The 23,483-nt window shown below is 71.2% G+C and carries 21 protein-coding genes; 8 read left to right on the forward strand and 13 right to left on the reverse strand.

The window, feature by feature from the left end; genetic code table 11:
• The first annotated feature begins 100 nt into the window (after positions 1 to 100).
• From ABII15_RS17170 to cseC, 5 genes are all read left to right on the forward strand, one after another.
• A complete protein-coding gene (locus tag ABII15_RS17170; RefSeq protein WP_353943204.1) occupies positions 101 to 1,015 on the forward strand; it encodes an A/G-specific adenine glycosylase in 915 nt (304 codons plus the stop codon).
• 198 nt (positions 1,016 to 1,213) lie between these two features.
• Positions 1,214 to 1,768: a SigE family RNA polymerase sigma factor gene (locus ABII15_RS17175; RefSeq protein ID WP_353943205.1), complete on the forward strand. Its 555-nt coding sequence runs from the start codon at positions 1,214 to 1,216 to the stop codon at positions 1,766 to 1,768.
• 89 nt (positions 1,769 to 1,857) lie between these two features.
• Positions 1,858 to 2,490 carry a hypothetical protein gene (locus tag ABII15_RS17180; protein WP_353947094.1) on the forward strand — a complete coding sequence of 211 codons (633 nt, stop codon included), beginning with the start codon at positions 1,858 to 1,860 and terminating at the stop codon, positions 2,488 to 2,490.
• A gap of 53 nt (positions 2,491 to 2,543) precedes the next feature.
• Positions 2,544 to 3,269: a two-component system response regulator CseB gene (gene cseB / locus ABII15_RS17185; protein ID WP_353943206.1), complete on the forward strand. Its 726-nt coding sequence runs from the start codon at positions 2,544 to 2,546 to the stop codon at positions 3,267 to 3,269.
• 46 nt (positions 3,270 to 3,315) lie between these two features.
• Positions 3,316 to 4,698, forward strand: coding sequence for a two-component system sensor histidine kinase CseC (gene cseC, locus ABII15_RS17190; RefSeq protein ID WP_353943207.1), 1,383 nt, complete (start codon positions 3,316 to 3,318; stop codon positions 4,696 to 4,698).
• 469 nt (positions 4,699 to 5,167) lie between these two features.
• Here cseC and ABII15_RS17195 read toward each other — a convergent pair whose 3' ends face one another.
• Complete coding sequence (locus tag ABII15_RS17195; protein WP_353943208.1) at positions 5,168 to 6,751, reverse strand: MDR family MFS transporter; 1,584 nt, start codon at positions 6,749 to 6,751, stop codon at positions 5,168 to 5,170.
• Positions 6,752 to 6,885: 134 nt separating this feature from the next.
• On the opposite strand from ABII15_RS17195, the gene ABII15_RS17200 reads away from it, so the two are divergent.
• Positions 6,886 to 7,473: a TetR/AcrR family transcriptional regulator gene (locus ABII15_RS17200; protein WP_353943209.1), complete on the forward strand. Its 588-nt coding sequence runs from the start codon at positions 6,886 to 6,888 to the stop codon at positions 7,471 to 7,473.
• Between the two features lie 10 nt (positions 7,474 to 7,483).
• On the opposite strand, the gene ABII15_RS17205 is transcribed toward ABII15_RS17200, so the two are convergent.
• Complete coding sequence (locus tag ABII15_RS17205; protein ID WP_353943210.1) at positions 7,484 to 8,137, reverse strand: M23 family metallopeptidase; 654 nt, start codon at positions 8,135 to 8,137, stop codon at positions 7,484 to 7,486.
• 432 nt (positions 8,138 to 8,569) lie between these two features.
• Here ABII15_RS17205 and ABII15_RS17210 point away from each other — a divergent pair, with 432 nt between their 5' ends.
• Positions 8,570 to 11,602 carry an NACHT domain-containing protein gene (locus ABII15_RS17210; RefSeq protein WP_353943211.1) on the forward strand — a complete coding sequence of 1,011 codons (3,033 nt, stop codon included), beginning with the start codon at positions 8,570 to 8,572 and terminating at the stop codon, positions 11,600 to 11,602.
• A gap of 71 nt (positions 11,603 to 11,673) precedes the next feature.
• On the opposite strand, the gene ABII15_RS17215 is transcribed toward ABII15_RS17210, so the two are convergent.
• Positions 11,674 to 14,199 carry an ATP-dependent Clp protease ATP-binding subunit gene (locus ABII15_RS17215; protein ID WP_353943212.1) on the reverse strand — a complete coding sequence of 842 codons (2,526 nt, stop codon included), beginning with the start codon at positions 14,197 to 14,199 and terminating at the stop codon, positions 11,674 to 11,676.
• Positions 14,200 to 14,639: 440 nt separating this feature from the next.
• Here ABII15_RS17215 and ABII15_RS17220 point away from each other — a divergent pair, with 440 nt between their 5' ends.
• On the forward strand, positions 14,640 to 15,245 hold the full coding sequence (locus tag ABII15_RS17220) for an SCO3374 family protein (RefSeq protein ID WP_353943213.1): 606 nt from the start codon (positions 14,640 to 14,642) through the stop codon (positions 15,243 to 15,245).
• Here the strand turns inward: ABII15_RS17220 and ABII15_RS17225 are convergent.
• From ABII15_RS17225 to ABII15_RS17270, 10 genes are all read right to left on the reverse strand, one after another.
• Entirely contained in the window at positions 15,224 to 15,559 is a 336-nt protein-coding gene (locus ABII15_RS17225; protein WP_111662722.1) for an Lsr2 family protein, read from the reverse strand. The genes ABII15_RS17220 and ABII15_RS17225 overlap by 22 nt on opposite strands.
• A gap of 249 nt (positions 15,560 to 15,808) precedes the next feature.
• Entirely contained in the window at positions 15,809 to 16,372 is a 564-nt protein-coding gene (locus tag ABII15_RS17230; RefSeq protein ID WP_353943214.1) for an amino-acid N-acetyltransferase, read from the reverse strand.
• A 9-nt stretch (positions 16,373 to 16,381) separates the two neighbouring features.
• Positions 16,382 to 16,846, reverse strand: a complete 465-nt coding sequence (locus ABII15_RS17235; protein WP_353943215.1) for a BlaI/MecI/CopY family transcriptional regulator — start codon at positions 16,844 to 16,846, stop codon at positions 16,382 to 16,384.
• 126 nt (positions 16,847 to 16,972) lie between these two features.
• Positions 16,973 to 17,143 carry a hypothetical protein gene (locus tag ABII15_RS17240; protein WP_181512516.1) on the reverse strand — a complete coding sequence of 57 codons (171 nt, stop codon included), beginning with the start codon at positions 17,141 to 17,143 and terminating at the stop codon, positions 16,973 to 16,975.
• A 13-nt stretch (positions 17,144 to 17,156) separates the two neighbouring features.
• Positions 17,157 to 17,720, reverse strand: coding sequence for a hypothetical protein (locus ABII15_RS17245; protein ID WP_353947095.1), 564 nt, complete (start codon positions 17,718 to 17,720; stop codon positions 17,157 to 17,159).
• Between the two features lie 216 nt (positions 17,721 to 17,936).
• Complete coding sequence (locus ABII15_RS17250) at positions 17,937 to 18,734, reverse strand: type III pantothenate kinase (protein ID WP_353943216.1); 798 nt, start codon at positions 18,732 to 18,734, stop codon at positions 17,937 to 17,939.
• A complete protein-coding gene (nadC, locus tag ABII15_RS17255; protein ID WP_353943217.1) occupies positions 18,734 to 19,738 on the reverse strand; it encodes a carboxylating nicotinate-nucleotide diphosphorylase in 1,005 nt (334 codons plus the stop codon). The genes ABII15_RS17250 and nadC overlap by 1 nt, the downstream gene beginning before the upstream one ends.
• Positions 19,735 to 21,450 carry an L-aspartate oxidase gene (locus tag ABII15_RS17260; protein ID WP_353943218.1) on the reverse strand — a complete coding sequence of 572 codons (1,716 nt, stop codon included), beginning with the start codon at positions 21,448 to 21,450 and terminating at the stop codon, positions 19,735 to 19,737. Before ABII15_RS17260 ends, nadC begins: the two co-directional genes overlap by 4 nt.
• On the reverse strand, positions 21,447 to 22,433 hold the full coding sequence (panC, locus tag ABII15_RS17265; protein WP_353943219.1) for a pantoate--beta-alanine ligase: 987 nt from the start codon (positions 22,431 to 22,433) through the stop codon (positions 21,447 to 21,449). The genes ABII15_RS17260 and panC overlap by 4 nt, the downstream gene beginning before the upstream one ends.
• Positions 22,430 to 23,365, reverse strand: coding sequence for a DUF2520 domain-containing protein (locus tag ABII15_RS17270; protein WP_353943220.1), 936 nt, complete (start codon positions 23,363 to 23,365; stop codon positions 22,430 to 22,432). Before ABII15_RS17270 ends, panC begins: the two co-directional genes overlap by 4 nt.
• Positions 23,366 to 23,483: the final 118 nt, after the last annotated feature.

The raw sequence follows: 23,483 nt of genomic DNA on the forward strand, positions 1-23,483 counted from the left end.
CCGCCCGGGGCGGGCCGGTAACAATCCTGGGCCCCCGGGTGACGGCCCGGGCGGCACCCGCCACGGGCCCGCCCCCGGTCGTGGCAGGATCGGCAGTGCCATGACTGCGCCCACGAAGACTCCCGAGAACGCACCCGCCGAGCGGACCGATCTTCACGAACCCGTCATCGACTGGTTCTCCGAGCACGCCCGCGACCTGCCCTGGCGCCGCCCAGAGGCCGGCCCGTGGGGCGTGATGGTCAGCGAGTTCATGCTGCAGCAGACCCCGGTGAGCCGGGTCCTGCCGGTCTACGAGCAGTGGCTCGCGCGCTGGCCGCGCCCCGCCGACCTGGCCGAGGAGGCCCCCGGCGAAGCCGTCCGCGCCTGGGGCCGGCTCGGCTATCCGCGCCGCGCCCTGCGGCTGCACGGCGCGGCCGTCGCCATAACGGAACGGCACGGCGGCGACGTGCCGACCGCGCACGCCCAGCTGCTCGCCCTGCCGGGCATCGGGGAGTACACGGCCGCGGCGGTCGCCTCGTTCGCGTACGGGCAGCGGCACGCGGTGCTGGACACGAACGTGCGGCGGGTGTTCGCCCGCGCCGTGGCGGGGGTGCAGTTCCCGCCGAACGCGACCACCGCCGCCGAGCGGAAGCTGGCCCGCACGCTGCTGCCGGAGCAGGACGACACCGCCGCCAGGTGGGCCGCCGCCTCGATGGAGCTGGGCGCGCTCGTGTGCACCGCGAAGAACGAGGAGTGCCACCGCTGCCCGATCGCCGCGCTGTGCGCGTGGCGGCTCGCCGGGAAGCCCGCGCACGACGGTCCGCCGCGGCGCGGGCAGACGTACGCCGGGACGGACCGTCAGGTACGGGGCAAGCTGCTCGCCGTACTGCGGGACGCGGTCGCTCCGGTTCCGCAGGCGGCGCTCGACCGGGTCTGGGACGAGCCGGTGCAGCGGGCCAGGGCGCTGGACGGCCTGGTCAGCGATGGTCTGGTGGAGCCGCTCGCGGGTGGTCTGTACCGGCTTCCGGCCGGCTGAGAACGGCCCGGGACGCTCTCGGGTCGGCGCGGACATTCAGCCGATTCTCAGCTCCGTTACAGAACCGACGTACAGCCGTGCGTTCGCCGAAGGCTGGAACGGACAGTGCCGTGACAACGCCTCCGTAGCTTCTTCTCAACACCGCACACGACCAGTGCGGACCACGGGGAGCAAGCGGGATACGGGAGGCGGTTCATCATGGCGCACGGTGGTGAGGTGCTCGAGTTCGAGGAGTACGTCCGGACGCGGCAGGACGCTCTGCTGCGCAGCGCCCGGCGTCTGGTGCCGGACCCCGTGGACGCCCAGGACCTGCTGCAGACGGCGCTCGTGCGGACGTACGGGCGGTGGGACGGGATAGCGGACAAGCGTCTCGCCGACGCCTATCTGCGCCGCGTCATGATCAATACGCGGACCGAGTGGTGGCGGGCCCGGAAGCTGGAGGAGGTCCCGACCGAGCAGCTTCCGGAGTCGACGATCGACGACTCCACCGAACAGCACGCGGACCGAGCCCTGTTGATGGACGTCATGAAGGTGCTGGCTCCGAAGCAGCGCAGTGTCGTGGTGCTGCGACACTGGGAGCAGATGTCCACAGAGGAGACGGCCGCCGCCCTCGGAATGTCGGCCGGAACCGTGAAGAGCACGCTGCACCGGGCCCTCGCCCGGCTCCGCGAAGAGCTGGAGAGCCGGAACCGGGAGGAACTGGTGGCGGGTGCGCTCGACCGTCGTGAGGAGCGGGAGCGTTGCGCGGCCTAGGCATACGTGCCTTTGGGGTGGGGCTCTGTGGAGCCTTGGGGAAGATCTTGCGGCACGCCACTCGGGCGGTGAAGGCGGGGAGTCCGGTACTGGCCGGGCTCGCCGCCCTCGGGCTTTTCGCCGGGGCCCTCGTGGCCTGCTCGGCGGGCGGCACCGGCGCCCGCGACGAGGGGCCGGCCCGCACCGCCCCGGTCGGTTCGACCGCGCCGGGCACCACGGTCAGCCCCGCACCGGACGCCGCCGCCGCTTCCCCGTCCCCGTCGCCGACCCCCGCGTCGGTGAACGCGGTGCGGCTGGTGAAGAGCGACCCGAAGGTCAGCTCCGACATCAAGCGCGACCTGAAGCCGTGTGTGGCCAAGGAGTACCCGGTCGACGTGAGCTACGGGAACCTGACCGGCGGTACGTCGAACGACATCGTGGTCAACGTGATGACCTGCGGCGACGCCGTCGGCATCGGCACGTACGTGTATCGCGACGACGACGGCACGTACAAGAATGTCTTCCAGGCCGAGGAACCCCCGGTGTACGCGGAGATAGACCGAGGTGATCTCGTGGTCACCAAGCAGGTGTACGAGAAGGGCGACTCCGTCGCCTCTCCGTCGGGCGAGGAGATCCTCACGTACCGCTGGAGCGGCGGTCGCTTCACCGAGGTGGAGCGCACGCACAACGACTACAGCCACGCGGTGGACGGGGAGTCGCCGTCGCCCGCGCAGGACGGCTGACCCGGCCCGGCGGGCGGCTCGGATCGGTACGGGAACGGAAGGGACAGCACCACATGGCTGAGCGCAGGGGCGAGCAGACCCACGTCCTGTTCGTCGAGGACGACGACGTCATCCGCGAGGCCACCCAGCTCGCCCTGGAGCGGGACGGTTTCGTGGTCACCGCGATGCCGGACGGGCTCGCGGGCCTGGAGGCGTTCCGCGCGGACCGGCCCGACATCGCGCTGCTCGACGTGATGGTGCCGGGGCTCGACGGCGTCTCGCTGTGCCGCCGGATCCGGGACGAGTCGACCGTCCCGGTGATCATGCTCTCCGCGCGCGCGGACTCCATCGACGTCGTCCTGGGCCTGGAGGCCGGTGCCGACGACTACGTGACGAAGCCGTTCGACGGGGCGGTGCTCGTGGCCCGGATCCGGGCCGTGCTGCGCCGCTTCGGGCATGCGGGCGGTCCGGCGGCGGGCGGCTCCGGCGGCGCGGCGGCGGACGCCGGTTCCGGTGCCGTGCTGCACTTCGGCGATCTGGAGATCGACACCGAGGGCATGGAGGTCACCAAGGGCGGTACGCAGGTGGCGTTGACGCCGACCGAGATGCGGCTGCTCCTGGAGTTCTCGTCGGCGCCCGGCACGGTCCTGTCCCGCGACAAGCTGCTGGAGCGCGTGTGGGACTACGGCTGGGGCGGGGACACCCGCGTCGTCGACGTCCATGTGCAGCGGCTGCGCACCAAGATCGGCCAGGACCGGATCGAGACGGTCCGCGGCTTCGGCTACAAACTGAAGGCTTGAGCCGGCTCGACGGCACGGACCGGGCGAACGGGATGGGACAGCGGATATGAGGGGGCCGGCGGACAGGCCCGGGACGGCGCGGCTGCGGCATCTGCTGCCGCGGCGGCTGCGGCGCAGCCTGCGCAGTGGCGTGCGCTGGAAGATCAGCGTGGCCATCGCGCTGGTCGGGGCACTGGTGGCGATCGCGCTCAGCCTGGTCGTGCACAACGCGGCACGGGTCTCGATGCTGGACAACGCCCGGGACGTGCAGGACGAGCGGATCCAGTTCGTGCAGCGCCAGTACGAGGCGCGCGGCGGCAATCTGCCGGTCGGCTTCAAGGTCGACGATCCGGCGCTCCCCGCCGAGCTGCGCGCCAAGGTGCTCGACGGCCGCCGCGCCACCTATGTGTCCGAGCCGTCCGACGGGGTGCCGGACATCTGGGCCGCGGTGCCGCTGGCCGACGGGGACGTCCTCTCGGTGCACACCCGGTTCACCGATCGCAGCGCGACCGTGATGAAGGATCTCGACCAGGCGCTGATCATCGGCTCCATCGCGGTCGTCTTCGGCGGCAGCGCGCTCGGTGTCCTGATCGGCGGGCAGCTCTCGCGGCGGCTGCGCAAGGCGGCCAGCGCGGCCCGGGATGTCGCCCAGGGGCAGACGCACGTCCGCGTACGGGACGCCATCGGCGGGGTCGTGCGGGACGAGACCGATGATCTCGCGCAGGCCGTGGACGCCATGGCCGATGCGCTCAAGCAGCGTCTGGAGGCCGAGCGCCGGGTCACCGCGGACATCGCGCACGAGCTGCGCACTCCGGTCACCGGGCTGCTCACCGCCGCCGAGCTGCTGCCGCCCGGGCGGCCCAGTGAGCTGGTCAGGGACCGGGCGCAGGCGATGCGGACGCTCGTCGAGGACGTGCTGGAGGTGGCCCGGCTGGACAGTTCGGCGGAGCGGGCCGAGTTGCAGGACATCATGCTGGGCGAGTTCGTGAGCCGGCGGGTCGCCGCGCGGGCCTTCGACGGGATCACGGTCAGCGTCATACACGAGTCCGAGGTGACGACGGATCCGCGCCGCCTGGAGCGCATCCTGTTCAACCTGCTCGCGAACGCGGCCAAGCACGCCCGGCCGCCGATAGAGGTCAGCGTGGAGGGCCGGGTCATCCGGGTCCGCGATCACGGTCCCGGGTTTCCGGAGGATCTGCTGGAGGAGGGGCCCAGCCGGTTCCGTACCGGTGCCGCCGATCGGGCGGGGCACGGGCACGGTCTTGGTCTGACGATCGCCGCGGGGCAGGCGCAGGTTCTCGGGGCCCGGCTCACGTTCCGCAATGTACGTCCGCCGGGTGCCGAGCCCGGGACGCCGGCCGAGGGTGCGGTGGCGGTCCTCTGGCTCCCGGAACACGCCCCGACCAACACGGGCAGCTTCCCGATGGTCCGCTTGCCCGGGCCCCTCTGACGGTCCCCCTGGGTTGTCATTCGGCTGACGGTGGGTGGGGGCTGGTCGCGCAGTTCCCCGCGCCCCTCAAACCAGACGTCACGCGCGCCTCGCGCGTGCCCCCTAAACCCAGACGTCACACGCGGCTCTCGTCGTGGCCGGTCGCGCAGTTCCCCGCGCCCCTGAGGCATGCGCTGACGCGCAGCCTCCCCCAGAGGCAGCGCTCCACGCGCCTCTCCCCCAGGACCTGAGGCCGCGCTTCGCGCGCCTCTTCGGCGGGGCGGGTGGCGCGCCTCTCTCGATGAGATGCCGCACGAAGTGCGCATCTCAGGGGCGTGGGGAACTGCGCGAGAAGCGGCCACCGGGCCGCGGACGAACGACTACCCAGGGGCGCGGGGAACTGCGCGACAAACCCCCACCGGCGCGCGGACGAACGACGAAGCGGCCCCCCACGACCAAGGTGCCGGGGGCCGCTCGACGGGGGCGGGGATCAGACGGGCTCCGCCACCGCGTCCCCGCTCGGCGCCGCCTCCCGCTCCTGCCCGGAGGGCCCCCCACGCAGCGCGACCTCCTTGATGAACACCGAGGCGATCAGCGCCACGACAGCCACCACGGACCCGAGCAGAAACGCCACATGCGTCCCGGACGACACAGCGAACTCGTACGCCTCGCGAACCGGCGTCGGCAACTTGGCCAGACTGGCGGCGTCCAGCTGCGCCGACTTCTCGGTCATCCTGCCGCCGAGCGCCCCGGCCCGCTCGGCCATGACGTCCTGCACCTTGTTGTTGAACAGCGCGCCCATGATGGCGACACCGAACGACGAACCCAGCGTCCGGAACAGGGTGGCCGACGAGGACGCGACGCCGATGTCCTTCATCTCGACGCTGTTCTGCGTGACGAGCATGGTGATCTGCATCAGGCAGCCCATACCGGCACCGAGCACCGCCATGTAGACGCCGGACATGAACCGCGAGGTGCCGGTGTCCATCTGCGAGAGCAGGAACAGCCCGCCGATCATCAGCACGCTGCCGACGACCGGGAACACCTTGTACTTGCCGGTGCTGGTGGTGACCCGGCCCGCGACGAGCGAGACGACCATCATCGACAGCAGCATCGGCAGGAGCAGCAGCCCGGAGTTGGTCGCGGACGCGCCCTGCACGGACTGCTGGTACAGCGGCAGGAAGAGCACGGCGCCGAACATCACGAAACCGGTGATGAAGCCGATCACCGACATCAGGGTGAAGTTGCGGCTGCGGAAGATGTGCAGCGGCAGGATCGGCTCGGCGGCCTTGGTCTGCGAGAACACGAACCCGACGAGCGCGGCGACCCCGAGCCCGATGAGCTCCATGATCACGGCGGAGCCCCACGCGTACTCGCTGCCGCCCCAGGTCGTGACCAGCACGATCGAGGTGATGCCGACGGTCAGCAGCGCGGCGCCGAGATAGTCGATGGAGCCGCCCGACCGCTTCTTCGGCAGGTGCAGCACGGCGGTGATCATGACCAGCGCGACGGCGCCGATCGGCAGGTTGATGTAGAAGGTCCAGCGCCAGCCGAGGTGGTCGGTGATGGTGCCGCCGACGAGCGGCCCGCCGATCATGGCGAGCGCCATGACACCGGCCATCATGCCCTGGTACTTGCCCCGTTCCCGGGGCGGTATGAGGTCGCCGATGATGGCCATCACGCCGACCATCAGACCGCCGGCGCCGAGGCCCTGGACGGCCCGGAAGGCGATCAGCTCGGTCATGCCCTGGGCCATGCCGCTGAGCGCGGAGCCGATCAGGAAGATGACGATGGAGGTCAGGAAGGCACCCTTCCTGCCGTACATGTCGCCGACCTTGCCCCAGATGGGCGTGGAGGCGGCGGTGGCGAGCGTGTACGCCGTGACCACCCACGACAGATGCTCGATGCCACCCAGGTCACCGACGATCGTCGGCATCGCGGTGCCCACGATCATGTTGTCGAGCATGGCGAGCAGCATGGCGATCATCAGCGCCATCAGCACGACGCGCACACTGCGCGGCTGCGGCTGTTTCACCCTCTCCCCCCTGTCCGCCACTTTCTCGGTCTGCGCCATGTCCCCCACACTCCTACTTACTTGCCGCCCGGCTAGTTCCTTACACTGGGGAAGGTAGGACGACAACTAGCCGGTCGTCAAGTAAGTTTTCTCCCAAGAGACGAGAACCAAGAGCAGGCGGGCAAGGGGCACAGATGGTCACGGGCAGCAGCAAGCCGCAGCAGCGCCGCGGGGACACCCGCCAGCGCATCCAGGACGTGGCCCTCGAACTGATCGCCGAGCAGGGGTACGAGAAGACGTCCCTGAGGGAGATCGCCGAGCGCCTGGGCGTCACCAAGGCGGCGCTCTACTACCACTTCAAGACCAAGGAAGACATCGTCGTCAGCCTGTTCAGCGACCTGATGGCGCCGATCAACGAGCTGATCACCTGGGCCAAGGAGCAGCCGCGCCCCGCCCCCCTGGAGACCAAGCGGGAGATCCTCACCCGCTACAGCGAGGCGCTGTCCGAGGCAGCCCCGCTCTTCCGCTTCATGCAGGAGAACCAGGCGCAGATGCGCGAGCTGAGCATCGGCGAGAACTTCAAGGACCGGATGCACGACCTGATCGCCCAGCTGCTGCCCGAGGACGCCTCACTGACCGACCGCGTGCGCTGCATCAGCGCGCTGTTCTCGATGCACGCCGGGATGTTCGTCCTCAAGGACGTCGAAGGCGACCCCGAGGAGAAGCGTCTCGCCATCCTCGAGGTCGCCACGGACCTGATCACCCAGGCCCACAAGCACTGAGTCCGTCGGGTCAGACGGTCACGCCCTGCGCCTTGAGGAAGGCGACGGGGTTGACCGCGGAGCCGTAGTTCGGCGTCGTACGGATCTCGAAGTGCAGGTGCGGGCCGCTGGAGTTGCCGGTGCTGCCGGACAGCGCGATGTGCTGGCCCGTCGCGACCGACTGGCCGACGTGCACGTCGATCCGGGACAGGTGCGCGTACTGGGAGTACGTGCCGTTGCTGTGCTTGATCACGACGGCGTTGCCGTACGCGGGGCCGTCACCGGCGCCGTTGCCGCCGGTCTTGACGACGGTGCCGCCGTGCGCGGCCATGACCGAGGTGCCGGTCGGCACGGCGAAGTCCTGGCCGGAGTGGTGACCGGTGGCCCACATGCTGCCGCCCTGCGCGTAGCCGGCGGAGAGGGTGTAGTGGGCGACCGGGTCGACCCAGGAGGCGGCCTTCTTGGCGGCGGCCTGCTGCACCGAGGTGGCGGCCTTGGCCTGGGCGGCGGCCTGCGCCTTGACGGAGGCGGCGGCCCCGCTCGGCAGGGCGGCGGCCTGCCCGTCGGCGGCGAACGCGGCCCCGGCGCCCAGCGCCGCCGTCATTCCGAGGCCGGCGGCCACGACGGCGGCACGGTTGCGGAGCTTCGACGTACCGGGGCGGAGGGACAGGGTGCGCTTCGACATGGAGGGAGACCTTGCTTCGGGGACGTGGGGAGACCCGGCGCACCGCTTGGTGCCACCGGGTCGGCCATCCCTTGGTAACCCGCTCCCCCGGCCCCGCCCAAAAGCCCCATCTACTACCCCATCTCGTACGACTGCCACAAAACGTTGATTGCTTGACAGCTGTCGATCTTCGGCCGGAATTCGTCCGACTTATCCCCCGATCTCATGTTTAACCCCTCTTCGCGGGCGCACCCCCGAGCCCCACGGCGGCCCCCGCTCCCTCGATCCCATGAAACGGACAATTCACCCGAACCCATCAACGGTGTAACAACCGGACCACGGTCCCGCCGGACTCCTACCGCCTCTAGTAGGCCCTTGTGACCCTGTGCGTCATGTCACCGAACGGCAAGATCGAACCTTCCGGGAGTGTGATCGGGGCTACGCTCCCGAGCCATGGATCCCGCTGTGCTCGGCACCCGGCTGGCATCGAGCGCGCTCGTCCCCGCGCTCCGGAAGCTGATCGTCCAGGAGGGTCCGGGAGCCGGCCTCACCGACCGGCCCGTCCGTCTCTCGGGGCTGGTCTCGTTCCGCGGCGAGAAGCGCACGCTCACCGGCGACGACCTGCTCCGCCTCGCCCGCCGGACGGTGACGGCCGCACTCGACGGCCCGGGCGAGGAGCCGTTCCCCGCCGCCGAGACCGAGGCCGTCGTGCACGCGCTGGCCGACACCCTGCACGCTCTCGGCGACCTGGCGATGGACGACGTACAGGCCGTGCGCCTGGGCCACTCGGCACTGGCCCGGGCACTGCGCCGCGCGGCCCCCGACCCCGGCCTGTCCGCCGACGCGGACCTCTTCCTCGACACGGTCACCGGCTGGGCGTGCGAGCACCTCCTGCAGTTCTTCACCCAGCGGTCCACGTTCGTCGCGCGCACCCTCGTCGAGCAGAGCCGCGGCCAGCACGAGCTGCTCGCCAGGACGGACGAGCTGATCCGCCGCACCCCGCCCGCCGACGCCCCGGACACCGCCTTCGAGCAGCGTTATCTCTCCTACGTCGCCGAACGCCACCGGCACCTCACCATCTACGGCATCGATCTGCGGGACGCGCCCGAGCGCTGGCCGCTGGAGGTGGCCTATCTGAGCCTGGAGGCGACGGCCACCACGCCCACCGGCTCCTTCGACGATCTTCCGGGAGCCGTGGCACCGGCCCGGATCCGGGCCGAGGACGCGTTCGACGACGATCACGACCGGGTGCTGCTGCGCGGCGAGGCGGGCTCCGGCAAGACGACGCTGATCCAGTGGCTGGCGGTCACCGCGACCGGCCACGTCCCCATCGTCCTGCCGCTGCGCACCCTCGTACGCGCCGCCGAGCTGCCCTCGCCCGCCGCCTTCCTCACCGCGGTCGGCTGCCCGCTGACCGCGCCCGACGGCTGGGCCGAGCGGGTCCTCGGCGCCGGGCGCGCGCTGGTCCTGGTGGACGGGCTCGACGAGATCCCGGCCGCCGACCGGCACCGCGTCCGCTCCTGGCTGACCTCGCTGATCGGCGCGTACGACGGCAACCGCTGGCTGCTCACCACCCGCCCCACCGCCGTCCGCGCCGACTGGCTCGCCGACGCCGGTTTCCGCGAGGTGCTGCTGCCGCCGATGCGCGGCGCCGACGTCACCACCTTCGTACGGCGCTGGCACACGGCCGCCGAGGCGGGCGCGTACGAGGGCGCTCTCCTGGACGCGCTGCGCACCAAGCGGGACCTGGCCCGGCTCGCCACCAACCCCCTCATGTGCGGCCTGATCTGCGCACTGCACCGCGAACGGCGCGGCTATCTGCCCACCGGCCGCAAGGAGCTGTACGACGCGGCCCTGTCCATGCTGCTCACCCGGCGCGACCGGGAACGCGGCATGACCGGCGTCGACCTGGGCGAGGAGGCCCAGCTCGAACTCCTTCAGCACCTCGCCTACGCGCTGATCCTGAGCGGCCGTACGGAGATGAGCCGGGACGCGGCGGAGGCCGCCCTGGAGCGCCGCCTGCCGTCCGTCGCGTCGGCGTCGCCCCTCGGCGACGCGCCGGCGGTCCTGTCCGCCCTGCTGCTGCGCAGCGGTCTGCTGCGCCAACCCGCCAACGGTGTCGTCAACTTCGTGCACCGTACGTTCCAGGACTACCTGGGCGCCCGGCACGCCGTCGAGGAGGGCCTGGCGCTGCCGTTCGTCCAGCGCCTCGCCGACGATCCAGTGGGCGAGGACGCGATCCGGATGACGGTGGCCCACGCCCGCCCCGGCGAACGCCCCGCGCTACTGCGCGAGTTGCTCTCCTCCGGCACCCCACGCCTGACCCTCCTCGCCCTGGCCTGCCTGGAACACGCGACGACACTCGCCCCCGAGGTGCGGGCGGAGGTGGAGCGGTCGGCGGCCGCCTTGATCCCGCCGAACACGTCCACCGCCGCGAAGGAGTTGGCCGAGGCGGGCCCCCTGGTCCTGGAGCTGCTGCCGGGCCCGGAGGGGCTGACGGACGAGGAGGCCCACGGGGTGGCCGTCACCGCCTCGATCCTGGGCGCGAGCGAGCCGCAGGTGGCCCTCGGTGTCCTGCGCCGCTTCCGGGACCATCCGGCACTGGACGTACGGCGCCAACTGGCGGGAACGTGGCAGCGGTTCGCCACGGAGGAGTACGCGGCCGAGGTACTCGACCACCTGGCGCGCCCGGACCTGTACTTCACCTGCGAGTCGGCGGAGCAGCGTGCGGCGCTCGCGCGGATGCGGCCCTGCCCCGGGGTGCTGTTCCACGGCCCGCACGCGCTGCCGGACGTCGTCGCCGCGCTCCCGGACCCGCACGCGGTGACGCTCCTCGGCCTGCGCGACAACCCTCTGGTCGACGATCTGGGCGCCTTGGCCGCCTGTTCCGCGCTCGACTGGCTGGAGGTGTCGAACTGCCCGAACGTGCGGGACCTCGCGCCCCTCGCCGCCCTGCCGCTCTCCTTTCTCGGCTGCGACGGCAGCGTCGCGGGACTGGCCGGACTGCGCTCGCTGACGAGACTCTCCTTGACCGGTGAGGTGCCGGGAACCTCGCTGATTCAGCGACTGCCCGTCGACGCTCCCCTGGAGTTCCTTTTCCTCGATCGGCACGCCACGGCGACGACAGGGCTACGCGGCCTGAGCCACTGGCAGACACTCTCGGCCGTCAGCCTCGGAGCCCCCACCACAGCTCCTACCGCCGAGGACTGGCAGGAGATCGCCGCCCTGCCGGCTCTCACCTCGCTGTACCTCGACGCTGCCCTGTTCCACATCTTTCCCTCCGTTTGCGGAGAGCTGCCTGAGCTACCCGGCGTGGCCACCCTGCATCTGACCCACATGCACGGCACCGAGGTCCTCGAAGACTTGCCGGCCCGGCTCCCCCACGTCGACCAGGTATTCCTCCAGACCCTCCCGGGCATGACGTTCCCGGCCGATCGGTACGCCCGTCTCTTCCCCCGCGCCGAGGTCGTCCTCGTCCCACGGTGACCCGGACACACGAGAAGGGGGCCGGTGCTGAACAGCACCGGCCCCCTTCTCACTGGCTCACCCCGGAGGGGCTACGCCTCCTTGCTCAAGTTCGGACCGCCACCCGCGGCCGCGTCCTCGATCGGCGGGGCGTCGGGCAGGGCCGACTTCTCCTCGCCGCGGAAGGTGAAGGTCTTGTTCTCACCCTCGCCCTCCGTGTCGACGACCACGATGTGGCCCGGACGCAGCTCGCCGAAGAGGATCTTCTCCGAGAGCGTGTCCTCGACCTCGCGCTGGATCGTGCGACGCAGCGGCCGCGCGCCGAGAACCGGGTCGTAACCCTTCTTCGACAGCAGCTCCTTGGCGGACTGGGAGAGCTCGATGCCCATGTCCCGGTCCTTCAGGCGCTCGTCCACCTTGCCGACCATCAGGTCGACGATCTGGAGGATGTCGTCCTGCGTGAGCTGCGGGAAGACGACGACGTCGTCCACACGGTTGAGGAACTCGGGACGGAAGTGCTGCTTGAGCTCGTCCGACACCTTGTTCTTCATACGCTCGTAGTTGGTCTTCGTGTCACCCGTGGCCGCGAAGCCCAGGTTGAAGCCCTTCGAGATGTCACGGGTTCCAAGGTTGGTCGTCATGATGATGACCGTGTTCTTGAAGTCCACGACGCGGCCCTGGGAGTCGGTCAGGCGACCGTCCTCCAGGATCTGCAGCAGCGAGTTGAAGATGTCCGGGTGGGCCTTCTCCACCTCGTCGAAGAGGACGACGGAGAACGGCTTGCGGCGCACCTTCTCGGTGAGCTGGCCGCCCTCTTCGTAGCCCACGTAGCCGGGGGGCGAACCGAAGAGACGCGAGACCGTGTGCTTCTCGCTGAACTCCGACATGTCGAGGGAGATCAGCGCGTCCTCGTCACCGAAGAGGAACTCGGCGAGCGCCTTGGACAGCTCGGTCTTACCGACACCGGACGGGCCGGCGAAGATGAACGAACCACCCGGACGCTTCGGGTCCTTCAGACCGGCACGCGTACGACGGATCGCCTTCGAGAGCGCCTTGACGGCGTCCTTCTGGCCGATGACCCGCTTGTGGAGCTCGTCCTCCATGCGCAGCAGACGCGAGGACTCCTCCTCGGTCAGCTTGAAGACCGGGATGCCGGTGGCGGTCGCGAGGACCTCGGCGATCAGCTCGCCGTCGACCTCGGCGACGACGTCCATGTCGCCGGCCTTCCACTCCTTCTCGCGCTTGGCCTTCGCCGCAAGCAGCTGCTTCTCCTTGTCGCGGAGCGAAGCTGCCTTCTCGAAGTCCTGGGAGTCGATGGCCGACTCCTTGTCGCGACGCACGCCCGCGATCTTCTCGTCGAACTCGCGGAGGTCCGGCGGCGCGGTCATCCGGCGGATGCGCATCCGGGAACCGGCCTCGTCGATCAGGTCGATCGCCTTGTCCGGCAGGAAGCGGTCCGAGATGTACCGGTCGGCCAGCGTCGCGGCCTGGACGAGGGCCTCGTCCGTGATCGAGACGCGGTGGTGGGCCTCGTAGCGGTCGCGCAGACCCTTGAGGATCTCGATCGTGTGCGGCAGCGACGGCTCCGCGACCTGGATCGGCTGGAAGCGGCGCTCGAGGGCCGCGTCCTTCTCCAGGTGCTTGCGGTACTCGTCGAGCGTGGTGGCACCGATGGTCTGGAGCTCACCGCGGGCCAGCATCGGCTTCAGGATCGAAGCCGCGTCGATGGCGCCCTCGGCGGCACCCGCACCCACGAGCGTGTGCAGCTCGTCGATGAACAGGATGATGTCGCCGCGGGTGCGGATCTCCTTGAGGACCTTCTTCAGGCGCTCCTCGAAGTCACCGCGGTAGCGGGAGCCGGCGACCAGCGCGCCCAGGTCAAGCGTGTAGAGGTGCTTGTCCTTGAGCGTCTCGGGCACCTCGCCCTTGACGATGGCCTGGGCGAGGCCCTCGACGACGGCGGTCTTGCCGACGCCGGGCTCACCGATCAGGACCGGGTTGTTCTTGGTACGGCGCGACAGGACCTGCATGACGCGCTCGATCTCCTTCTCGCGCCCGATGACCGGGTCGAGCTTGGACTCACGAGCGGCCTGCGTCAGGTTGCGGCCGAACTGGTCGAGGACCAGGGACGTCGAGGGGGTGCCCTCGGCAGGCCCGCCGGCGGTGGCGGTCTCCTTGCCCTGGTAACCGGAGAGCAGCTGGATGACCTGCTGCCGCACCCGGTTGAGGTCTGCGCCCAGCTTGACCAGGACCTGGGCGGCGACGCCCTCGCCCTCACGGATCAGGCCGAGCAGGATGTGCTCCGTGCCGATGTAGTTGTGGCCCAGCTGAAGGGCCTCGCGGAGCGACAGCTCCAGGACCTTCTTGGCACGGGGGGTGAAGGGGATGTGCCCGGACGGAGCCTGCTGGCCCTGCCCGATGATCTCCTCCACCTGCTGGCGGACCGCCTCGAGCGAAATCCCGAGGCTCTCCAGGGCCTTAGCGGCGACACCCTCGCCCTCGTGGATCAAGCCCAGGAGGATGTGCTCGGTGCCGATGTAGTTGTGGTTGAGCATCCGGGCTTCTTCCTGAGCCAGGACGACAACCCGCCGCGCGCGGTCGGTGAACCTCTCGAACATCGTTAATCGCTCCTCAGAGCGGTCAGGCAGTAAGGGGTCGGTCCCCTCCCTGTCCTTCCGCAGCTTAGTCCCGCAAGCGGGGACCGCTCATTCCAACTGCCGACACCCGGCCTTCTTCCCGGGGGATCTCCTGCCCCGAACGCCGACATCCTCTCCAACCCGATGGTGCGAGACGATGTTCCCGCAGGCCAAGCGGATAGCCACACCGCCACTACGCCGATGGCGAACGCGGGCTCCCACGGCCGAGCGTGTCGACCCTCCCACTAGGGATGTCTTACCCGCACGGACTGACACTCCATGCGGCGCACGCCGGTTCCCTCCGCTACGGGCGAACATCCTTGCCCCGCCGAACACCCCTTTACGCCCCCATTTCGGACACGGAGCGCATTCAACCAACGACACTGCGTAACTTGCGGGTGCTCCCGGCGGTTGCTCCTGGCATGGTCGCCCCCTTCCCCGCCCCGCGCCGGCCGCTCGACGCCGCCCTCCCGCTCCGGCGGGTCCAGCAGTGGTACGAGGACGAGCTGGGCTGGGCCACGGCGTCCGGCCCCGACGGGGTGCGGCTGCGCACGGGCCTGCGCTTCGACGTACTGGAGATTCCGGCCGACGCCGGGTTCCGGATGCTGCGCAGGTGCGATCCCCGGTCACCGGTGGCGTTGAACGGGGAAACGATGCAGCTCCTGGTGGCCGCCGGCAGCGCGGAAGAGGTGCCGGGGCTGCTCGACTGGCTGGAGTGGGGGGATCTGCCCCTGGACCTCGTCGCCGTCGGAGCGGGCGGATTCATCGACGCGCCGACGCCGCCGGGCCTGGCCGGCTCGCAGGAGGCCGCTGTGTGGGTGCGGCCCCCGGAGCCCGGACGCGAGGTGGAGCCGGTGCTGCCGGCCCTGACGAGCCTGTCGGCCGTCTCGACCTGGTCGGTCGCTGGGGGCGGTGGGGGCGCCCCCGATCTCGTACGACTCGTGGACACAGCGGCGACCCACTGTCAGCGGGCCCGGCTGCGCCGCGCACTGCACGTACCGACGCGTCAGCCGTTGGCCTTCTCGTAGGCCTCACGGATGGAGGCGGGGACGCGGCCGCGGTCGTTGACCTCGTAGCCGTTGTCCTTCGCCCACGCGCGGATCTGCGCGGTGTCCTGGTTGCCACCGGACGCGGCGCGCGCCTTGCCCCGGCCACCGGCGGCGCGGCCACCGGTGCGACGGCCACCCTTGACGTAGGCGTCGAGGAGACCACGGAGCTTGTCCGCGTTCGCGGTGGTGAGGTCGATCTCGTACGTCTTGCCGTCGAGCGCGAACGTCACGGTCTCGTCCGCCTCGCCGCCGTCGAGGTCATCGACAAGAAGGACCTGAACCTTCTGTGCCACCGGATTTCCTTTCATCGATATCTGAAGGGCCGACCCCTGCGACCGCGGCCGCTGATTCGCCGTCCCCTTGTTATATGCAGTACTGCAGTACGTCGGAAAGCAAACCGCTTTTGCCGGAAAAACACAAACCCCTGGCTGAGATCCGGGAGAGATCCGGGAGTTGAAGCTGCCCAGCACGACCGAAAACATGCGCGTTTCGGACATAGGGCCCGGCCGGTTGCAGCTTGCCGGAATATCGGTCCGCCACGATCACAGATGCAGAAGCATCCGGCTGTTACCCAAGGTGTTCGGTTTCACTCGTTCGAGACCGAGGAACTCCGCGACGCCCTCGTCATAGGAACGCAGCAGCTCGCTGTAGACATCGGTGTCAACCGTATCGACGGGTGTCTCACCGATCTCCACGAAGCCGTGCTTGGCGAAGAACTCGACTTCGAAGGTGAGGCAGAAAACCCGGCGAACACCGATCCAGCGCGCGGTCTGCAGCAGCTTCTCAAGCACCTGATGACCCACACCCGAGCCCTTGACCAGTGGATTCACGGCGAGAGTGCGGACCTCGGCCAGGTCTTCCCACATGATGTGCAGGGCTCCGCAGCCGACGACCTCGGCGTTGTCGTCGCGTTCGGCGACCCAGAACTCCTGGATGTCCTCGTAAAGCGTCACCGTGGCTTTGTCGAGCAGGATCCCCTGCCGGCTGTAGGCGTCGAGGAGTCGGCGGACCTCCGGCACATCGGCGGTGCGGGCCCGGCGTACGGTGATGGCTTTTGGGGCGGAGGATTCGGGGACCGGGACGACTTCGGGGAGCTCTGCTGGCATGTCCGGACGCTATCGCCCGCGCTCCTGAGCCGCTTCTCCGGGTGGCGCGACTTCGGCCGGGGCTTCGGACCGTCCGGCTTCCGGCCCGGCTTCCGCCGCGGCACGGGAAGTGGCTTCGGGCTGCACGATGCGCATGGCGTCCCTGAGCGCTTCGCGCTGGTTCGGCGACATCATGCCGAAGAAGGCGACGAGCGCGGCGGCGGGGTTGTCGCTCTGCGCCCATGCGTCGTTCATCAGCGCGGCCGAGTAGGCGGCCCGGGTGGAGACCGCCTCATATCGATAAGCCCGGCCCTCCGCTTCCCGGCGGACCCAGCCCTTCTGATGGAGATTGTCCAATACGGTCATGACCGTCGTGTAGGCGATGGACCGTTCCTGCTGGAGGTCCTCCAGCACTTCTCTCACCGTCACCGGGCGGTTCCAGTTCCACACCCGCGTCATGACTGTGTCTTCGAGTTCTCCCAAGGGGCGCGGCACGAAGAGCACAATAGTGGGAGAAGTCGGCAATTCACCGGCGGACGTGGCGAGAGATCTCGAACTGCATCAATCAATGCCAAAAGGGGCGCCCGCCGGGGCGCCCCTGTCCAGGGCCGGAGCGTGCGGTCAGCCCGCTTCGGGCTGCCGGGCGGCCTCGGCACGCGCGAGGGCGGCGTCGACGGCCGCGTCCTCCTTGGCCTTCTTGTCGCCGCCCTGCGACTTCACGATCGTCACGATCAGGCCGATGAAGAACGCGGCCATCACTACCGGGGGCACGAGCGCGGAAACGTATTCCATGCCCCCAGAGTAGCTAGCCCGCGGCCAGCCGCTGCGGCGGGGCCGGGGGCTGGGCGGGGCGGCGCTTGGGCGGGAACACCTCGGCCGGGGTCGGCACGGGGCGCTCCGGGGTCGCGGGCCGGGGGTCCGCGGGCCGGCCGGTGGCGCTCAGGCCGCCGGGCAGGGCCAGCAGGGCGGTGCGCGAGGACGGGACGCGCGGGCGGTGCCGCGATTCGAGCCGGTCGCGCACGCCCTGCTCGGCGAGCGATCGGCAGCGGTCGAGCAGGGCCGCCGCCGTGGCGTTGCCGCGCAGGGCGCGCAGGGCCGCGAGGTCGTCGGCGCCGGGCTGGTGGCCCGCCGCCAGGGCGTCCTGGAGCAGGCTCAGGTAGCCGGTGACCGTGCCGGGCAGGGCGGCCCGGTACCGGTCGAGGTCGGCGAGCAGGAACGCTCGCATCCGGGCGCTCTCCCGGGTGGCCTCGTCGACCGACTCCGCGAGCCGGAGACAGTCCCGGACGTCGTTGTCCGAGGCGGGGCTGGGGTGGAGGGCGAGGGCGAGGGCACGTCGGAGCACACGCAGCTCTTCTGCGCCGAACGCCATGCCGCCGCGGTTTCCGTAGGGCGTGGGCATGGGGTGACGGTACGGCTTATTTCGGGCAAATCGTGTTAACCGGCAATTCTCCGGCGCGCCATCGCTCCGCTCGGGCCGGGTTTCCGGGTTCTCGTTCGGCTGCGGGCCGGTGGCCGCTTCTCGCGCAGTTCCCCGCGCCCCTGACAGGCCTGCGGCCTTCCGGGGCACGGGGAACTGCGCACCCGGCTAAAGACGGCTGACGTTGCGTTCGTAGACCAGGCGGAGGCCGATCAGGGTCAGCCACGGCTCGTGTTCGTCGATCACCGAGGCCTCGCCGAGGATGATCGGCGCGAGACCACCCGTGGCGATGACGGTGACGTCGTCCGGATCGTCGGCCAGCTCCTTGGCCATCCGGTTGACCACCCCGTCGACCTGCCCCGCGAACCCGTAGACGATGCCCGACTGCATCGCCTCGACGGTGTTCTTGCCGATGACGCTGCGCGGCCGGGCCAGCTCGATCTTGCGGAGCTGGGCACCGCGTACGCCCAGGGCCTCCACCGAGATCTCGATGCCGGGGGCGATCACGCCGCCGGTGTACTCCCCGCGCGCGGACACCGCGTCGAACGTCGTCGCCGTACCGAAGTCGACGACGATCGCCGGGCCGCCGTACAGCTCGACGGCCGCGACCGCGTTGATGATGCGGTCGGCGCCGACCTCCTTGGGGTTGTCCATGAGGATCGGGACGCCGGTCTTGATGCCGGGTTCGACCAGGACGGCGGGGACGTCGCCGTAGTAGCGGCGGGTGACCTCGCGCAGCTCGTGCAGGACCGAGGGGACGGTCGAGCAGATGGCGATGCCGTCGATGCCGTCGCCGAGTTCGTCGCCGAGCAGCGGGTGCATGCCCATCAGGCCCTGGAGCAGGACGGCGAGCTCGTCGGCGGTGCGGCGGGCGTCGGTGGAGATGCGCCAGTGCTCGACGATGTCCTCGCCGTCGAACAGGCCGAGCACGGTGTGGGTGTTGCCCACGTCGATGGTGAGCAGCATCAGGCGGTCGCTTCCCGCAGGTCGAGGCCGATGTCGAGGATCGGCGAGGAGTGGGTCAGCGCGCCCACGGCGAGGAAGTCGACACCGGTACGCGCGTACGCGCCCGCGTTGTCGAGAGTGAGGCGGCCCGACGACTCCAGGAGCGCGCGGCCGTTCGTGAGGGCCACCGCCTCCTCCGTCTCGGACGGCGTGAAGTTGTCCAGGAGGATCAGGTCGGCGCCGGCGTCGAGGACCTCGCGCAGCTGGTGCAGGGTGTCGACCTCGACCTCGATCGGGAGGCCCGGGAAGCGGTCGCGCACCGCCTGGAAGGCCGCTGCCACGCCGCCGGCCGCGACGACGTGGTTGTCCTTGACCAGGGCGGCGTCGGACAGCGACATGCGGTGGTTGACGCCGCCGCCCGCGCGAACGGCGTACTTCTCCAGGGAACGCAGGCCCGGCGTGGTCTTGCGGGTGTCCCGGACCTTCGCCTTCGTACCGTCCAGGGCGTCCGCCCACGCGCGCGTGGCGGTGGCGATGCCGGAGAGGCGGCACAGAACGTTGAGCGCGCTGCGCTCGGCGGTGAGCAGGTCGCGGGTGCGGGTGGTGACCGAGAGGAGCTTCTGGCCCGCTTCCACCCGGTCGCCGTCCTCGGCGTGCCGCTCGACCTCGAACTCGTCCGTGGCCACGACGGAGATGATCGCCTCGGCAACCCGCAGGCCCGCCACGACACCCGCCTCGCGGGCCGTGAAGTCGGCGGTCGCGACGGCGTCCTCCGGGATCGTGGCGACCGTGGTGACGTCCACGCCGCCGTCGAGGTCCTCGGCGATCGCCATGTGGGCGATGTCCTCGATCTCGACCGGGTGCAGGCCCGCGTCCAGGAGCAGCTGGGCCAGCGACGGGTCGAGGCCGCACTCCATGACGTCGGCGACGTCGGTGTCGGCGTTCGCGCAGCCGCAGTTGTCGCCGCAGCCGCCGGAGTCGGCGTCTGCCAGGGGGAGGTCGGGGATGGCGCTCACGTCGGTCACTGCTCCTGTGGGTTCTTTACCGTTGCCGGGAAGTCTGCTGTTCGTGTGGTGTGCGTGGCCAGAGTTCGGTCGGGATTCAGCCGTACGACGATGTGGCGGCGCCAGTTCGCGTCGTCGCGGTCCGCGTGGTCCTCGCGCCAGTGGCAGCCGCGGGTCTCCTCGCGGCGGCGGGCGGCGGCGACCAGGACGCGGGCCACGCACAGCAGGTTGGTGGCCTCCCAGGTGTCGACGCCGGGGACGGCCGTCTTGCCGTGCTCGGCGAGGGCGCCCGCGGCGTCGGCGTGGATGCGGCCGAGCCGGGCGGCGGCCTCGGCGAGGGAGTCGGCGGAGCGCAGCACGCCCGCGCCCTCGGTCATCACGCGCTGGATGGCGAAGCGGGCCTCGGCGGGCAGCAGGGGGTGGGCCGGGGTGGCCGGGTGCGGGACGGGAACGGGCACGCGCGCGTGGAGGTGGTTCTCCGCGTGCTCCTTCTTGATGTCGTCCGCGATGCGCTCGGCGTAGACGAGGCCTTCGAGGAGGGAGTTGGAGGCCAGACGGTTCGCGCCGTGGACGCCGGTGCAGGCGACCTCCCCGCACGCGTACAGGCCGGGGACGGTGGTGCGCCCGTGCAGGTCGGTGCGGACCCCGCCGGAGGCGTAGTGCGCGGCCGGGGCGATCGGGATGGGCTCGGTGATCGGGTCCATGCCGTGGGCGCGGCAGGCGGCCAGGATCGTGGGGAAGCGCTTCTCCCACATCTCGCGGCCGAAGTGCCGCGCGTCGAGGTACATGTGCTCGGCGCCCTGCTCCTGCATGCGGCGCGTGATGCCCTTGGCGACGATGTCGCGGGGCGCCAGCTCGGCGAGTTCGTGCTGGCCCACCATGAAGCGCACGCCGTCGGCGTCGACCAGGTGGGCGCCCTCGCCGCGCACCGCCTCGGAGACGAGCGGCTGCTGGCCCTCGGCGTCCGCGCCGAGGAAGAGCACGGTGGGGTGGAACTGGACGAATTCGAGGTCGCTGACCTCGGCTCCGGCGCGCAGCGCGAGGGCGACGCCGTCGCCGGTCGACACGTGCGGGTTCGTGGTCGCGGAGAAGACCTGGCCCATGCCGCCCGTGGCGAGGACGACGGCGGGCGCGAGGACGGCTCCCACGCCGTCGTGCTGGCCCTCGCCCATCACGTGCAGGGAGACGCCGGCCGTGCGGCCCTCGGCGTCCGTGAGCAGGTCGAGCACCAGCGCGTTCTCGACCGTGGGCAGTCCACGCGCGCGTACGGCTTCGACGAGGGCCCGGGAGATCTCGGCGCCCGAGGCGTCGCCGCCCGCGTGCGCGATGCGGCGCCGGTGGTGGCCGCCCTCGCGGGTCAGGTCGAGGGCGCCGTCCTCGGTCTCGTCGAAGTGGGCGCCGGTCGCGATGAGGCGGCGTACGGCGTCGGGGCCCTCGGTGACCAGGGTGCGCACGGCGTTCTCGTCGCACAGGCCCGCGCCCGCGACCAGGGTGTCGTCGAGGTGCTGCTCGGGGGTGTCGCCCTCGCCGAGCGCGGCGGCGATGCCGCCCTGCGCCCAGCGCGTGGAGCCGTCGTCCAGGCGGGCCTTGGTGACGACGACGGTGCGCAGGCCCGCGGCCTCGCAGCGCAGCGCGGCGGTGAGGCCCGCGACGCCGGAGCCGACGACGACCACGTCGGCCTCGAGGTTCCAGCCGGGGGCGGGGGCGTGGAGTGCTATGCCTGTGCTCGTCACAGGTGACCTCCGAAGGTCAGCGGCAGGTTGTCGATCAGCCGGGTCGTGCCCACGCGGGCGGCGACCGCGAGCACGGCCTCGCCCTCGAAGCCGTCCCGTACATCGGTGAAGTCGGCGGGGTCGACCAGTGCCAGGTAGTCCAGCTCGACCGGCGGGGTGAGGCGGGCGGCCTCGTCCAGGACCTGGCGGGCGGCGGCGAGCACGGCGGCGGGGCCGCCCGGGGAGGCCACCGCGTGGGCGTCGGCGGCGGCGCGGGCCTCGCCGAGCGCGTCGAGCGCACGGGCACGCGCGCGCGAGGTGGGGCTCTCGGCGCCGCGCGCGCGAAGGGCCTCCTGGGCGGCGTGCCGGTCGCGGCCCGCGAACAGGGCGCGGGACAGGGCAAGCGCGGTGCGGCGCTCGTCCGGCGACAGATAGCGGTTGCGCGAGGAGAGGGCGAGGCCGTCGCTCTCGCGGGCCGTGGGCACGGCCTCGATCTCGACGTCGAAGTTCAGGTCGCGGACCATGCGGCGGACCAGGGCGAGCTGCTGGGCGTCCTTCTGGCCGAACAGGGCGACGTCCGCGCGCGTGAGGTGCAGCAGCTTGGCGACGACGGTGAGCATGCCGTCGAAGTGGCCGGGGCGCGAGGCGCCTTCGAGGCGCTCGCCCATCGGGCCGGCCGACATCCGCACCTGGGGCTGCCCGCCGGGGTAGACCTCGTCGACGGACGGCGCGAAGACGAGGTCGGCGCCCGCCTGTCCGGCGATCTTGACGTCGGCCTCGAGGGTGCGCGGGTAGCGGTCGAGGTCCTCGCCCGCGCCGAACTGCAGCGGGTTCACGAAGACGGTGACGACCACCTCGCCGTCGGCGCCCGCGCGCTCGCGGGCGGTGCGGACGAGGGTGGCGTGGCCGTCGTGCAGGGCGCCCATGGTCATGACGACGACGCGCTGCCCGGTACGCGTGCGTGCGCGCAGTTCTTCGCCGGTGTGGACGATCCTGGCGTTCATCGGCTCTCCTCCGCGCCCGTGGCCAGCACGTCGAGCAGGTCCTCGGCCAGCTCCGGCTTCAGCAGGCCGTGGGCGAGGGCGCGGTCGGCGGTGGCGCGGGCCATCGCGAGGTATCCGGCGACGGTCTGCGGGGCGTGCTCACGCAGCTCGGCGACATGGGCGGCGACGGTGCCCGCGTCGCCGCGCGCGACCGGCCCGGTGAGCGCGGCGTCGCCGGAGCGCAGGGCGTTGTCCAGGGCCGCGCCGAGCAGCGGGCCGAGCATCCGGTCGGGGGCGGTGACGCCCGCGTCGCGGAGCAGGTCCATGGCCTGGGCGACCAGGGTGACCAGGTGGTTCGCGCCGAGCGCGAGGGCCGCGTGGTAGAGCGGCCGCATCTCCTCGGCGATCCACTCGGGCTCGCCGCCCATCTCGATGACCAGGGCCTCGGCGGCCAGCCGCAGCTCCTCGGGGGCGGTCACGCCGAACGAGCAGCCGGCGAGCCGCTGGACGTCGACGGCGGTGCCGGTGAACGTCATCGCGGGGTGCAGCGCGAGCGGCAGGGCGCCCGCGCGCAGCGCCGGGTCGAGGACCTTGGCGCCGTACCGGCCCGAGGTGTGCACGAGGAGCTGTCCGGGCCGGATCGAGCCGGTCTCGACGAAGCCTTCGACGAGTCCGGGCAGGATGTCGTCGGGCACGGTCAGCAGCACCAGCTCGGCCCGCGCCAGGACCTCGGCGGGCGGCACGAGGGGCACGTCGGGGAGCAGGGTGGCGGCCCGCCGCACGGAGGCGTCGGAGACCCCGGAGACGGCGACCGGACGGTGTCCGGCCAGCTGCAGGGACGCGGCGAGCGCGGGTCCGACCCGGCCCGCGCCGACGACGCCCACGGTGAGGCGTGCGGGCCGGTCCTTGGGATCGGTGGGTTCGGATCGGGGTGACTGTGGGGCTGAGGTCACGGGGCGACGGCCTTCCGTTCCAGTCCGCTCGGGGTACCGGACGATTTCTCGTCATGTTAACGCTATCTGGCCGGGCGGGCCTCGGTCGTCCACAGGCTGTGGGGAAGCGCACGCGTAC

This window comes from Streptomyces sp. HUAS MG91 (assembly GCF_040529335.1).
Taxonomy (GTDB): Bacteria; Actinomycetota; Actinomycetes; order Streptomycetales; family Streptomycetaceae; genus Streptomyces; species Streptomyces tabacisoli.